Annotated in this window: 15 protein-coding genes; 10 read left to right on the top strand and 5 right to left on the bottom strand. The window is 69.8% G+C overall.

Annotated features, from left to right (window positions below; genetic code table 11):
• Window positions 1-119: 119 nt before the first annotated feature.
• From ACWPXE_RS06290 to ACWPXE_RS06270, 5 genes are all read left to right on the top strand, one after another.
• On the top strand, window positions 120-1736 hold the full coding sequence (locus ACWPXE_RS06290) for an acyl-CoA synthetase (protein WP_454017113.1): 1617 nt from the start codon (window positions 120-122) through the stop codon (window positions 1734-1736).
• 119 nt (window positions 1737-1855) lie between these two features.
• The gene (locus ACWPXE_RS06285; protein WP_454017112.1) at window positions 1856-2599 is read left to right on the top strand and encodes a sulfite exporter TauE/SafE family protein; all 744 of its coding nucleotides are present in this window, start codon (window positions 1856-1858) and stop codon (window positions 2597-2599) included.
• 76 nt (window positions 2600-2675) lie between these two features.
• Window positions 2676-3380, top strand: coding sequence for an ABC transporter ATP-binding protein (locus tag ACWPXE_RS06280; RefSeq protein ID WP_174439638.1), 705 nt, complete (start codon window positions 2676-2678; stop codon window positions 3378-3380).
• Window positions 3381-3466: 86 nt separating this feature from the next.
• The gene (locus tag ACWPXE_RS06275) at window positions 3467-3889 is read left to right on the top strand and encodes a MerR family transcriptional regulator (protein ID WP_454017111.1); all 423 of its coding nucleotides are present in this window, start codon (window positions 3467-3469) and stop codon (window positions 3887-3889) included.
• Entirely contained in the window at window positions 3837-4268 is a 432-nt protein-coding gene (locus ACWPXE_RS06270) for a carboxymuconolactone decarboxylase family protein (RefSeq protein WP_454017110.1), read from the top strand. The genes ACWPXE_RS06275 and ACWPXE_RS06270 overlap by 53 nt, the downstream gene beginning before the upstream one ends.
• 3 nt (window positions 4269-4271) lie before the next feature.
• On the opposite strand, the gene ACWPXE_RS06265 is transcribed toward ACWPXE_RS06270, so the two are convergent.
• On the bottom strand, window positions 4272-4550 hold the full coding sequence (locus ACWPXE_RS06265) for a GNAT family N-acetyltransferase (RefSeq protein ID WP_035678432.1): 279 nt from the start codon (window positions 4548-4550) through the stop codon (window positions 4272-4274).
• A 43-nt stretch (window positions 4551-4593) separates the two neighbouring features.
• Window positions 4594-5226 carry a trimeric intracellular cation channel family protein gene (locus ACWPXE_RS06260; RefSeq protein WP_454017109.1) on the bottom strand — a complete coding sequence of 211 codons (633 nt, stop codon included), beginning with the start codon at window positions 5224-5226 and terminating at the stop codon, window positions 4594-4596.
• Between the two features lie 169 nt (window positions 5227-5395).
• Between ACWPXE_RS06260 and ACWPXE_RS06255 the strand changes: the two genes are divergently transcribed.
• Window positions 5396-6094 (top strand): pirin family protein, encoded by a 699-nt coding sequence (locus tag ACWPXE_RS06255; protein WP_454017108.1) that lies wholly within the window; start codon window positions 5396-5398, stop codon window positions 6092-6094.
• A gap of 45 nt (window positions 6095-6139) precedes the next feature.
• Here the strand turns inward: ACWPXE_RS06255 and ACWPXE_RS06250 are convergent, their stop codons facing one another.
• From ACWPXE_RS06250 to ACWPXE_RS06240, 3 genes are read right to left on the bottom strand one after another with little or no spacing between them, the layout of a single operon-like run.
• On the bottom strand, window positions 6140-6700 hold the full coding sequence (locus ACWPXE_RS06250) for a hypothetical protein (protein ID WP_040134496.1): 561 nt from the start codon (window positions 6698-6700) through the stop codon (window positions 6140-6142).
• 59 nt (window positions 6701-6759) lie between these two features.
• Window positions 6760-7185, bottom strand: coding sequence for a hypothetical protein (locus tag ACWPXE_RS06245; protein WP_454017107.1), 426 nt, complete (start codon window positions 7183-7185; stop codon window positions 6760-6762).
• Between the two features lie 14 nt (window positions 7186-7199).
• Window positions 7200-8039, bottom strand: coding sequence for a TIGR02587 family membrane protein (locus tag ACWPXE_RS06240; RefSeq protein ID WP_454017106.1), 840 nt, complete (start codon window positions 8037-8039; stop codon window positions 7200-7202).
• Between the two features lie 174 nt (window positions 8040-8213).
• Between ACWPXE_RS06240 and ACWPXE_RS06235 the strand changes: the two genes are divergently transcribed.
• The 4 genes from ACWPXE_RS06235 (at window position 8214) to ACWPXE_RS06220 (ending at window position 13335) form a co-directional block, all read left to right on the top strand.
• Entirely contained in the window at window positions 8214-8420 is a 207-nt protein-coding gene (locus ACWPXE_RS06235) for a heavy-metal-associated domain-containing protein (protein ID WP_454017105.1), read from the top strand.
• Between the two features lie 79 nt (window positions 8421-8499).
• Window positions 8500-10896 carry a heavy metal translocating P-type ATPase gene (locus tag ACWPXE_RS06230; protein ID WP_454017104.1) on the top strand — a complete coding sequence of 799 codons (2397 nt, stop codon included), beginning with the start codon at window positions 8500-8502 and terminating at the stop codon, window positions 10894-10896.
• A complete protein-coding gene (gene cueR, locus ACWPXE_RS06225; RefSeq protein ID WP_454017103.1) occupies window positions 10893-11330 on the top strand; it encodes a Cu(I)-responsive transcriptional regulator in 438 nt (145 codons plus the stop codon). The genes ACWPXE_RS06230 and cueR overlap by 4 nt, the downstream gene beginning before the upstream one ends.
• Window positions 11331-11385: 55 nt before the next feature.
• A complete protein-coding gene (locus ACWPXE_RS06220; RefSeq protein ID WP_454017102.1) occupies window positions 11386-13335 on the top strand; it encodes a M1 family metallopeptidase in 1950 nt (649 codons plus the stop codon).
• Window positions 13336-13414 lie beyond the last annotated feature (79 nt).

Raw genomic sequence — 13414 nt, 5'->3', positions numbered from 1 at the left:
ATGAACATGGCAGCCCCGCAAACTATTCCGTCCGCGTGACGGACCGCCGCCGTTGCCCCTATGATGAAACCAAATGGCCGCGTCCAAGCGGCCGGCAAGAACCTGACGGGAGGAAAAGCATGCTGCCGGAAGCGGACAGCTACGAGGGCCTGCGCGACCGATTCGTCTGGTCGGTGCCGGAGCGTTACAACATCGGCGTGGACGTCTGCGACAAGTGGGCGGAGCGCGATCCGGACCGCACCGCCCTGATCCACAAGCGCCGCGATGGCGGGGTGGAGACCTACAGCTTCGCCGACATCCGCCGCCTGTCGAACCGCCTGGCCAACGCGCTGGCCGCCCATGGGGTGGCGCGCGGCGACCGGGTGGGCATCCTGCTGCCCCAGGCACCGGAGACCGCGGTCAGCCACGTCGCCGTCTACAAGATGGGCGGGGTCGCCGTTCCCCTCTTCTCGCTGTTCGGGGTGGAGGCGCTGGAATACCGGCTCGGCAATTGCGGGGCGCGGGCGGTGGTGACCGACGCCGTGGGTGCGGCCAAGATCTCCCAGATCCGCGATCGCCTGCCCGAACTGAAACTCGTCCTGCGCATCGACGAGGCCGGGGAGGGCGAGTTGGACTGGCACGCGCTGGTCAATGCGGCGCCGGAGGATTTCACGCCGGTGGACACCGCGGCGGACGACCCGGCGGTGATCATCTACACCTCCGGCACAACCGGCCAGCCCAAGGGCGCGCTGCACGCGCATCGGGTGCTGCTCGGCCATCTGCCGGGGGTGGAGATTTCCCACGACCTGTTCCCGCAGCCGGGCGACCGCATCTGGACCCCGGCGGACTGGGCGTGGATCGGTGGGTTGCTCGATGTGCTGATGCCCGCCTGGCACCACGGCGTGACCGTGGTCTCCCACCGCTTCGAGAAGTTCGACGCGGAGGAGGCCTTCCGTCTGATCGCCGACTTCCAGGTGCGCAACGCCTTCCTGCCGCCGACCGCGCTGAAGATGATGCGCGCGGTCAAGGACCCGCAGACGCGCTGGAATTACAGCATGCGCTCCGTCGCCAGCGGCGGCGAGACGCTGGGGGCCGAGCTTCTCGACTGGGGCCGCCAGACCTTCGGGCTGACCATCAACGAGTTCTACGGCCAGACCGAGTGCAACATGATCGTGTCCTCCTGCGCCAAGGTCATGCCGCCCAAGCCCGGCGTCATGGGTCGCCCGGCGCCCGGCCACGACGTGGCGGTGATCGACGGGCAGGGCAACCGCCTCGCCCCCGGTGAATTGGGGCTGATCGCCGTGCACCGCCCGGACCCGGTGATGTTCCTGCAATACTGGAACAACCCGGAGGCCACCGCCGCGAAGTTCATCGGCGACTGGCTGGTCACCGGCGACCAGGGCGAGCTGGACGCCGACGGCTACATCCGCTTCGTCGGGCGGGACGACGACGTGATCACGTCGGCGGGCTACCGCATCGGCCCCGGCGAGATCGAGGATTGCCTGATCGGCCACCCCGCCGTCCGCATGGCCGCCGTGGTCGGCGTGCCCGACCCCCTGCGCACCGAGATCGTGAAGGCCTTCATCGTCCTCCAGGACGGCGTCCGCCCCAGCGACGAACTGGCGGCGGAGATCCAGGCCCATGTGAAGACCCGCCTCGCCGCCCACGAGTACCCGCGCGCCGTGGAGTTCGTGGACAGCCTGCCGATGACGACCACGGGCAAGATCATCCGGCGCGAGCTGCGGGGGCGGGGGTAGTCCGATAACGCTTCCTCATTGCAGTGCTTGGACGCCCTACGGGCGCCCCCTCACCCTAACCCTCTCCCCAGAGGGGCGAGGGGAGAAACAAACAACAAGAAAAGACAACGACCTGAACGATGGTGACGACATCCCTGCTCCTGCTCGCCGCGGCCTTCCTGGCCGGGGCGATGAACGCGGTCGCCGGCGGCGGCAGCTTTCTCACTCTTCCCGCGCTGATCTACGCCGGGGTGCCGCCGGTGGCGGCGAACGCCACCGGTACGGTGGCGCTGCTGCCCGGCTACGCCAGCGGCGTCTACGGCTACCGCCACGACCTGGAGCCGGTGGGCGGGGTCGGGCTGGTCACGCTGTCGGTGGTCAGCCTGACCGGCGGGCTGATCGGGGCGGCGCTGCTGCTGGTGACCCCGGATTCGGTGTTCCGCAGCATCGTGCCCTGGCTGCTGCTGGTCGCCACTGCGCTGTTCGCCTTCGGCGGCATGCTGGCGGCCCGGCTGCGGGCGGTGGGGCTGCATGGGACCGGGGCGATGCTCGCCACGCTGTTCGTGGTGTCGGTCTATGGCGGCTATTTCAACGGCGGCCTCGGCATCCTGCTGCTGGCGCAGTTGAGCCTGTTCGGGATGACCAACCTGAACGCCATGAACGCGCTGAAGAACCTGTTCTCCGCCGTGCTGACCGCCATCGCGGTCGCCGCCTACGCGGTCGGCGGGGCGGTGGAGTGGTCCTACGCCGCGCTCATGACCATCGCGGCGGTGGCCGGCGGCTATGTCGGGGCGCGGGTTGGGCGCAAGATCCCGTCGCGCATCCTGCGCGCGGGCATCATCGCCGTGGGCTTGGCGATGAGCGTCCTGTTCTTCCTGAAGTAAAAGCCGTTCGGTTCCGGCGGCGCCTGCGCTAAGGTGGCGGCCCTTCTCCCAAGGCCGCCACGACGCAAGACCCCGCATGCTGACCGTATCCGACCTCGACCTCTTCTACGGCGACGCCCAGGCGCTCGACGGCGTGTCCATTGCGGTGGCGGAGGGCACGACGACCGCCATCGTCGGCGCCAACGGGGCGGGCAAGACCTCGCTGATCCGCACCATCTCCGGCATCCTGAAGCCGGCGCGCGGCACCATCCGCTTCCGCGGCAAGGACATCGCCGGCCTGCCCAGCCACGTCGTCTGCGACCTCGGCATCGGGCAGGTGGCGGAGGGGCGGCAGATCTTCCCGACGCTCAGCATCCGCGAGAATCTCGAAATGGGCGCCGTCATCCCGCGCGCCCGCGCCGGGGCGAAGGACACGTTCGAGCGCGTGCTGACCCTCTTCCCCCGCTTGAACGAGCGGTTGGAGCAGGCCGCTGGCACGCTGTCGGGCGGTGAGCAGCAGATGCTGGCCATCGGGCGCTGCCTGATGGGCAAGCCCGACCTGATCATGTTTGACGAGCCGTCGCTCGGCCTCTCCCCGACCATGGTGCAGGAGTTGTTCCGCACCATCCGCGCGCTGGCCGCCGAGGGCATGACGATCATCCTGGTGGAGCAGAACGTCGCCGCCTCGCTGAAGTTGGCACAACGCGCCTATGTGCTGGAGAACGGGCGCGTCGTTCTGGCCGGCACGGGCGAGGAGCTGCTGGCCGATCCCGCGGTCAAGCAGGCCTATCTCGGCCTGTGACGCCTCGGCGGCCGCGATGGCGGAATCCCTCTTGACTTAGAGCGCGCTCGAACCCGTAGCGTCCCGTGCATCGTGATGAGAAGCAGATGCGCATGAAGATCGGAGACCTTGCGAGACGTTCGGGGCTGACGGCCCACACCATCCGCTACTATGAGCGGATCGGACTGCTGCCCTACGCCGACCGGAACCAGTCCCGCCACCGCGATTACGACGCCTCGATCCTGACCTGGATCGAGTTTCTCGGCCGCCTGAAGACGACCGGTATGCCGATCCGCGACATGCTCCGCTACGCGGCGCTGCGCGAGGAGGGCGCAGGCACCGAAGCGGAACGGCGGGCCTTGCTGGAGCAGCACCGCGAGCGTGTGCGTGCCCAGGTCGATGACCTGAACGCCTGTCTTCTCGTCCTCGATACCAAGATCGACGGTTACGTCGAAACGGAACAGAGGAAGACTGACGATGACGCCACACCTGAACAACATCGCATCCGGGGTCGAAGAAAGCCGGCTTGAGCGCGGGCAACGGGCGCTCGCCGAAATCGACGGCGCGGCCGGCCACAAGGTGGTGGCGGCGCTTGCCGACATCGCGCCGGACTTCGCGACCTATGTGTTCGAGTTCCCCTTCGGCGACATCTATTCGCGGCCCGGGCTCGATCTGCGCTCCCGCGAGATCGCCACCATCGCGGCGCTCGCCGCCATGGGCAACGCGGCACCCCAGCTCAAGGTGCACATCGAGGCCGGATTGAACGTCGGGCTGACCCGCGACGAGATCGTCGAGGTCCTCATCCAGATGGCGGTCTATGCGGGGTTCCCGGCCGCTCTCAACGGGCTGTTCGCGGCCAAGGAGGTGTTCGCGATGAAGGACGGGCAACGGCCGCAGGGAGCGTCATGAGACCTACCGCGCCAGCAGGTCGTGATGCTCGCGGTGGCGGTGCATCCAGTTGGCGGCGTAGCCGCAGATCGGGACGATGGTCAGCCCCTCGGCGCGGGCGATGGCCATCACCCCCTCCAGCAGCCGCCCGGCCGCTCCGGTGCCACGCAGGGACGGCGGCGCCTCCACGTAGGGGATGTGCAGGATGGTGCCGCGGCGGCGGTAGGTCGCGAAGACCGTCTGGCCGTTCACGTCCAGTTCGAACCGGCTCATGGCCGGGTTGTCGGTCACGGTGTCGCTCATGCCCATTCCAACAGCCGAAGCCTTTGGTTGTTCACCGCAAATGTCAGGAACCGGGGGCACGCGGCGCGCTCCAGCCGCGCAGCACGCTGACCACCCGCAGCAGGAAGGCCGCCGCCGCCCCGGCGATGGCGACCGGCGCCTTCGGCAGGTCCAGCATGGCCCCGGCGATGACGATCGCCGCACCCAGCAGGGCCGCCACCGCGTAGATCTCCTCGCGCAGCACCCGCGGCACCTCGGCCACCAGCACGTCGCGCACCAGCCCGCCGCCGCAGGCGGTCAGCACGCCGAGCAGAACCGCGGGAAGCGGACCCAGCCCATAGGCCAGCGCCTTGCCGCAGCCGGCCACCGCGAAGATGCCCAGACCGGCCGCGTCCAGCACCATCACCGGCTTGACCAGACGGTTGATGAAGGGGTGGAAGAAGAAGGCGGACAGGCCGGAGGCCAGCGCCGTGATCAGGTACCGCTCGTCCTGCATGGTGGCCGGCGGGATCGCCCCGATCAGCAGGTCGCGCAGCACGCCGCCGGCCAGCGCCGTCACCAGCGCCAGCACCATCACACCGAAGATGTCCAGACGGTGCCGCACGGCCAGCGTCCCTCCCGTCAGCCCGAAGATGAAGATCCCGGTCAGGTCCATGGCAAGGAGGAGGGGCGAAACATCGGGTATGATGGCGGGCATGATGGCGGTCGGCGAAGCTGGTTGAAGGGAGCCGGCATGATAGCCGTTTGTTGCGTCTCATGGAACAGATAAGCCGCAACTCCGGCAATTGTTGTTTTGCGGAAACGGGAGCACATTCCTCTCCAGACGAGGGGCCACAGGGCCTCGCACAGGACGAGGAGGAGCAGTGATGATCACGATCCGCAACCGCGACGAACGGGGCGCCGTCAACATGGGCTGGCTGAACAGCAAGCACAGCTTCTCGTTCGGCCACTACTACGACCCGGCCCATATGGGCTTCCGCGCGCTGCGCGTCATCAATGACGACCGCGTGATCCCCGGCGCCGGCTTCCCCACCCACGGGCACGCCGACATGGAGATCGTGTCCTATGTTCTCGACGGCGCGCTGGAGCACAAGGACACGCTGGGCACCAGCTCGGTCATCCGCCCCGGCGACGTGCAGCGGATGAGCGCCGGGTCGGGCATCCGGCACAGCGAGTACAACGCGTCCAAGAAGGACCCGGTGCACTTCCTGCAGATCTGGATCCTGCCCAACGAGGAGGGCATGGTCCCCGGCTATGAGCAGAAGGCCTTCGAGCGGGAGGAGAAGCAGGGCCGCCTGCGCCTCGTCGGCTCCCAGGACGGGCGCGACGGCAGCGTGATCATCCACCAGGACGTGGACCTCTACGCCACGCTTCTGGACGAGGGCGACAGCGTGACACACGAGTTGCGTCCGGGCCGCCACGCCTGGGTGCAGGTCGCCCGTGGTCAGGTCCGGCTGAACGGCACGGTCCTGAAGGAAGGCGACGGCGCCGCGATCAGCAAGGAGGAATCGCTGACGCTGGACGGCGTGGTCAACGCCGAGGTGCTGCTGTTCGATCTGGCCTGACGTGTGATCCCCTCTCCCGGGGCGGGAGAGGGGATGTCGGATGCACTACATCCCCTCCGGGACAGCCAGGCGGATGCCCATGCGGCGGGCCTCCAGCATGAAGGCGCGGGTCATCTGCACGAGGTCCGTCCGCCAGTAGAGCTGCTCCAGCGGGTTGTCGAGGAAGTCCTCGGGCAGCATGGCGTAGCAGTAGGTCTCCACCACGCGGCGGTCAGGCTGCCAGGGGTCGGCGCCGTCGCGCCAGCCGATGGTCCAGCCGGCGTGGCCGGCGCCGATGGCCCAGCGCTCGAAATGCGGGGAGATGGTGGCGCTGGCCACCGGATCGGCGACCGGCACCTGATAGATCGCCACGAAGCGGCGGACGTTCAGTTGCAGCCGCATCACCAGCGATTCGTCGAAGGCGTCCACGCGGTACAGGCAGTCGGACGCTCCCTCGACATGGCTGAAGCGCACCGCGGCCCGCCTTGCGGCCTCCAGCGTCAGGCCGGACGGCTGGTCGGCCAGCGGTGGCGATTCATAGTCCACGGCGCGCAGCGCCTCCACCATGTCGCCGGTCAGGAAAAGGCGGATGCGCTGCTGCGCCTCGTCGATGGTCAGGCGGGTCATCGCGGGGTCGGTGTCCTCTGTTGCCGGTGCCAGGACAACAGGGCGGAGGCCCGCTTGGTTCAGGGCTCCACATAGCCCAGAACGCGCAGGCGCAGCGTGTGCGCCCGTGGGTCGCGGTCGAAGAACAGGCCGCCCTTCTGCTCGGACCCGGCGGGCACATAGTCGAACTCGGCCACGGACGTTTCCAAAGCCTCGTCGCCCGCCATCAGTTGGCCCTCCACCTGGACCTTCGCGCCGGTCTTGCCGCCGTCGTTGGTGACCTGGATGTGGGCGAGCCAGCGCGGGCCGGCGGGAACCACCGCCTCCACGACGGCGGTGATCGCCGGTGGGCCGTTGCCGCGGGTGATGCCCTCATATCCCAGCACCCCCACAGAGCCCAGGAACAGCAAGAGCCCCAGCCCCGACGAGATCCAGGCCAGCCGCGACACCGACGCGCTGCCGTCCTCGTCCCTCGAAGTGATGTTGTTTTCCCGGATGTCGGCCATCGGCGTCCCTACCGTCACACGATCAGGCGGGCGGTGGCGGCACCCAGCGCGCTGGGGAAGCCCAGCACCACCGTGGCGGTCACCAGCTCCATCATCGACAGGCCGGCGATCCGCTCGAAGGTCCACAGCAGATAGAGGCTGATCAGCAGGGCGATGCCGTAGCCGGCGACCGAGAAGCGCAGGAAGACGGACAGGAACCCGTCGTCCCCGGCGCTCTCCTGCCCGGCGAAGCCGACCGTGTAGACGAAGATGTGCAGCAGCCCCAGCGACAGCACCGCCAGCGCCACGGCGTGCCAGGGCGACATTTTGTAGGAGATCAGGATCATCTCCTCGGTCGGGGCGACGTTGAAGCCGACGAACAGCGCCCCCGCCCCCATTAGGAACAGTTCCCCCGGATAGCTGGAGCGGATGCGCCGCTCCTTGTCGCTGTCGTCCTGCTGGCCGAGCTGCTTGCGCGCCAGCATGGCGCCGATGCTGGCCGGCACGGACTGGAGCGCGATCTTGCCGATGATCTCCGGCAACGGCTGGTCCAGACGCACGATGGCGAAGACGGTCAGCAGCACCGCCGACATCAGGAAGCCGACGGCGAAGGCCGACAGCGCGTCGATCAGGTCGTCCTGCCAGCAGAATGTCTCCTCGAACCCGGCGAAGTAGGACAGGCCGAACAGCACCGGCAGGGTCACCAGGATGAACAGGGCCAGCCGGAAGCGGTCCATGTAGAAGCCCAGCTCCCACATCTCCATGGTCATCAGCAGGGGCAGGGCGAAGATGATCGCCCCGGCCGCTGCCCGGGCAAGCGCGCGGGCGAACTGCGCTTCGTCGTGGAGAAAGCTGCGCTGGCGGGTGATGTCCATGGCCCATGAATGCGCGAGCGGAGCGGTTGGTTCCGGCGGTACCACGGCAGTGATCGGGGCAGTGATCGGGGCAGTGATGGGGACCGTGATCGGGACGGCGAATTTCCTCTTGACCTTCCAATCGCTGGAAGGCGGAAGCTGACGGCAACACCACCCTCTGGGAAGGAGTTCGTCATGGTTGCGTTCAAGGTTCCCGGCATGACCTGCGGCGGCTGCGCCGCCTCCGTCCGCCGCGCGCTCGGCGCGGTCGCCGGGGTCGAGGATGTGCAGATCGACCTGGACTCGAAGGACGTCCGCGTCAGCGGGGCGCCCAGCGCCGACGCCCTGCGGACGGCTCTGGACAAGGCCGGCTTTGAAGCCGAAGGGCTTCCGGCCTCGTAACGGATTTCGGCGCCCTTGACCTTCCAATCATTGGAAGCCTTATCTGGGGTGCCGGTTGAAGACGAAGAAAGGACGGATCATGTCCGCCACCACCGACCTTGACATCGGCATTTCCGGCATGACCTGCGCCTCCTGCGTGGGGCGGGTGGAAAAGGCGCTGTCGCGCCTGCCGGGTGTCACCAACGTGTCGGTCAATCTCGCCACCGAGCGGGCGCGGGTCGCCTTCGCGGGCGATCCCGATCCGCGGGCGGTGGCGGAGGCCATCGAGAACGTCGGTTTCGAGCCGCAGAGGCAGGCGTTCGATCTGACCGTCGGCGGGATGACCTGCGCCTCCTGCGTCGCGCGTGTCGAGAAGGCGCTGCTGCGCGTGCCGGGGGTGGAGTCCGCCGCCGTGAACCTCGCGACGGAGCGGGCGCACGTCACCGCCTATACCGGGACGGTGGACGCCGTTCGGCTGGCCGAAGCGGTGGAGATGACCGGCTTCACCGCCGCCCCTGTCACCGACACCGATTCTACGGAGGCGACGGAGGATCCGGCGCAGGACCGCAACCGGCGGGACCTCCACCATGTGCTGATCGCGGCCGCTCTGTCGGCGCCGCTGGTTCTCGGCATGGCGGGGGATTTGCTCGGCCTGAACCTGATGCTGCCGCCCTGGGCGCAATTTCTACTGGCGACCCCGGTGCAGTTCTGGCTGGGCTGGCGTTTCTACCGGGCCGGCTTCATGGCGGCGCGCGCCGGGACCGGCAACATGGATCTTCTGGTCGCGCTCGGCACCTCCGCGGCCTGGGGGCTTAGCGTCTACGTGATGCTGACGGCGCATCCGGGCCACACGCCGCACCTCTATTTCGAGGCGTCGGCGGTGCTCATCACCTTCGTGCTGCTCGGCAAATGGCTGGAGGCCCGCGCCAAGGGCCGGACGGCGGCGGCGATCCGCGCGCTGATGCAGCTTCGCCCCGACACCGCCCGCGTCCGCCGCGACGGCGTTGAGGTGGAACTGCCCATCGCCCAGGTGCGCGTCGGCGACCGTGTGGCGGTCCGCCCCGGCGAGCGCATCCCGGTGGACGGGCGCGTGGCGGAGGGGGCGGGCAGCGTCGACGAATCCATGCTGACCGGCGAAAGCCTGCCGGTGGAGAAGGCGCCGGGCTCCCGCGTCACCGGCGGCTCCATCAACGTGGATGGGCTGCTGCTGGTCGAGACGGTGGCGGTGGGCGCCGAGACGATGCTCGCCAAGATCGTCCGCATGGTCGAGGGCGCGCAGGCGTCCAAGGCGCCGATCCAGCGGCTGGTCGACAAGGTGGCGGCGGTCTTCGTGCCGGTGGTGCTGGGCATCGCCGCGGTGACGCTGGTCGGCTGGTGGATCGGTACGGGGAACGTGGAAACGGCGATCATCACGGCGGTGTCGGTCCTGGTCATCGCCTGCCCCTGCGCGCTGGGCCTCGCCACGCCGACCGCAATCATGGTCGGCACCGGAGCGGCGGCCCGCCACGGCATCCTTATCAAGGACGCGGAGGCGCTGGAGCGCGCCCACGCTATCACCGCCGTGGCTTTCGACAAGACCGGCACGCTGACCGAAGGCAAGCCCCGCGTCACCGATCTGGTGCCCGCGGATGGCGTCGAGGAGGGGGAGCTGTTGCGGCTGGCCGCGGCGCTCCAGACCGGCAGCGAGCATCCGCTGGCCCGCGCTGTCCGCGATCGCGCGGCGGAGCGCGGCGTGGCCGGCGTTGCGCCGGAGGGCTTCAAGGCGCTGGCCGGGCGCGGCGTGTCGGCCAGCGTGGAGGGCCGCGCCCTTCTGCTGGGCAGCAAGCGGCTGGTCGCGGAAAGCGGCCTGTCCGACGCGGGCCTGGAGGCGCGGGCGGCGGCGCTGGAAGCCGCCGGGCGCACCGTGTCCTGGCTGGCCGAAACAGCGCCGGAGCGGCGCGTTCTGGGCCTCGTCGCGTTCGGCGACACGGTGAAGGAGAGCGCCCGCGTCGCCGTCCGCTCCCTGAAGGCGCAGGGGGTGGAGACGGTGATGGTCACCGGCGACGGCACCGGGGCCGCCCGCGCGGTGGCCGCCGACCTTGGCATCGACCGTTTCTTCGCCGAGGTTCTACCGGACGGCAAGGCCGACGTGGTGGCGACGTTGAAGGCGGAGGGCAAGGTCGTCGGCATGGTCGGCGACGGCATCAACGACGCGCCCGCCCTGGCTGCCGCCGATGTCGGCATCGCCATGGCGACCGGCACCGACGTGGCGATGCACACCGCCGGGGTCACGCTGATGCGCGGCGATCCGGCGTTGGTGGCCGGCGCCATCGACGTGTCGCGCCGCACCTATTCCAAGATCCGCCAGGGGCTGTTCTGGGCCTTCATCTACAATCTGGTGGGCATCCCGCTGGCGGCCTCGGGCCTGCTCAGCCCGGTGCTGGCCGGGGCGGCGATGGCGCTGAGTTCGGTCAGCGTCGTCCTGAACGCCCTGTCGCTGCGGGGGTGGAAGCCATGAGCGTCGGCGGCATGACCATCGGGGATGCGGCGAAGGCGTCCGGCATCAACGCCAAGCTGATCCGCTACTACGAATCCATCGGCCTGATCCCGGAGGCCGGGCGGACGGCGGCGGGCTACCGCGTCTATTCGTCCAGCGACGTGAACATCCTGCGCTTCGTCAAGCGGGCGCGGACGCTGGGCTTCAGCATCGAGCGCATCCAGATCCTGGTCGGGCTGTGGCAGGACCGCAGCCGCTCCAGCGCCGAGGTGAAGCGCGTGGCGCTCGATCATGTGGCGGAGCTGGAGGCCAAGATCGCCGAGCTGCGCGCGATGAGCGACACGCTCAAGCATCTGGCCCACGCCTGCCACGGCGACGAGCGGCCGGATTGCCCGATCCTGCGCGATCTGGAAGAGGGCGGGGAATGCTGCCATGGGGCGGAGCGCGATCATTGAGGGCTTGGCGTGCCTCCGCTGGCGCGGCGCAGCCCAAGGATTATATTGCAGGGCCATGCGCACCCTCCTCCTCGCCCTTTGCGGCATCCTCGCCGCCGTGCCCGGCTGGGCTGCCGGCCTGCACCATGACCTGACCGTCACGCTGGACCCCGCCGCGCGGCGGCTTGAGGTGGAGGACCGGCTGCGCCTGCCCGCCGGGACGCACCGGCTGGGGCTGGCGCCCGGGCTCGCGGTCGGCGAGGCCCGGCTCGACGGCAAGCCGGTGGCGGTGCGCGGCAACGCCCTGCCGGTCACCGTTCCGGAGGGCGGCGGCGAGCTTCGCCTGCGCTACGCCGGGACCCTGCCGCCCCTGACGCCGGAGTCGCGGGGCGGAGGTGGTGGGGCGGAGGGCGCCTATCTGCCCGCCGGGACCGGCTGGATTCCGACTCCTGAAAGCGGCGCGGCGGAGCCGCCTTCCTGGCGCCTGTCGGTGCGCGTGCCGGCGCCCTTCGTCGCGGTGGCGACCGGCCGTTTGGTCGAGGAGACGCACGATGGTGCCGTCTACACCGCGATCTTCGCCGAGGAGCGCAGCGTCGAGGAGCCGTCGCTCTTCGCCGGGGCGTGGCAGGTGACGGAACGGATGCACAATGGTCTTCGTCTCCGTACCTACTTCCATCCGGAGCAGGCCCCGCTGGCCGACGAGTATCTGGACCTCAGCGCCCAGACCATCGACGCGCAGGCGGCGCGGATCGGCGCCTACCCCTTCGCCGGTTTCGCCATCCTGTCGGCGCCGCTGCCCGTGGGGCTGGGCTTCCCCGGCCTGACCTACATCGGGCGGCAGGTGATGCCGCTGCCCTTCATCCGCGCCCAGTCGCTGCCCCACGAGATCCTGCACAACTGGTGGGGCAACGGGGTGCGTGTCGGCGGGGACGGCAAATGGCCCGGCAACTGGTCGGAAGGGCTGACCACCTTCATGGCCGACTACGCGGCGGCGGAGGCGCGCGGGGAGGACGCAGCGCGAGCGATGCGGCTGGACTGGCTGCGCGACTACGCCGCCCTTCCGGCGGAGCGTGACTCCGCCCTGACCGATTTCCGCGCCAAGGTCCACGACGCCGCCCAGATCGTCGGCTACGGCAAGGCGGCGATGCTGTTCCACATGCTGCGCGCCGAGATCGGGGCGGAGGCCTTCGACGCGGGAATCCGCCGCTTCTGGGAGGAGAAGCGCTTTCAGGACGCGGGGTGGGACGATTTGCGCCGGGCCCTCGCGTCGTCGTCGGGGCGGGACCTCGGTTCCTTCTTCGAACAATGGCTGACCCGCGTGGGGGCGCCGGCGCTGGAACTGGTGGAAGCGAGTGCCGACGGCGACGGGGTGGCGCTGACCCTGCGCCAGGGCGAGCCGGCCTATGGCCTGACCGTGCCAGTGGAGGTGCGAACCGCGGCGGGGACGGAGCGCCACGAGGTCCGCTTCGACGGGCGCGCGGCCACCGTGACGATCCCGACCGCCGCCGAGCCGCGGGCGCTCGCGGTCGATCCCGGCTTCGGCCTGTTCCGCCGTCTGGCGCCGGGGGAGGCACCGCCGACCCTGCACGACGTGACGCTGGACCACGCGGCCACCACCGTCATCGCCGCCGCTGACGGCCCGGCCGCCGAGGCCGCCCGTGCGCTGGCCGAGCGTCTGGCCGATGGCAAACCGCGCATTGCCGCCGCTGAGCGTTCCGATCCCGCCGCCCCGCTCGCCGTGATCGGGACGGCGGGGGAGGTCGACCGGCTGCTGGCCCGGCTCGGCCTGCCGCCGCTGCCGGACAGCCTCAAGGGGCGCGGCACGGCGCGGGTGTGGACCGCAAGAACCCCGCAGAGTCGCCCGCTGCTGGCGGTGGCCGCGGACGACGCGGCGGCGCTCCAGGCGCTGTTGCGCCCGTTGCCTCATTACGGCCGGCAGAGCTGGCTGGTCTTCGAGGGCGCACGCGCCGTGGACCGCGGCGTCTGGCCCGCCGGCAACAGCCCCCTGCGTGTGTCTTTCGAGTAGTTCCGCCCGCCCATCCTCTGCCCATGGAGCATACCCCGCCTTTGCCTGTTGTAGGGGAAACGGCGCGCAATGCGCGCGT

This window comes from Azospirillum sp. Marseille-Q6669, assembly GCF_965111635.1.
Note: the sequence above shows the minus strand (reverse complement) of the source record. Positions and strands in the feature narration are given on the sequence as shown.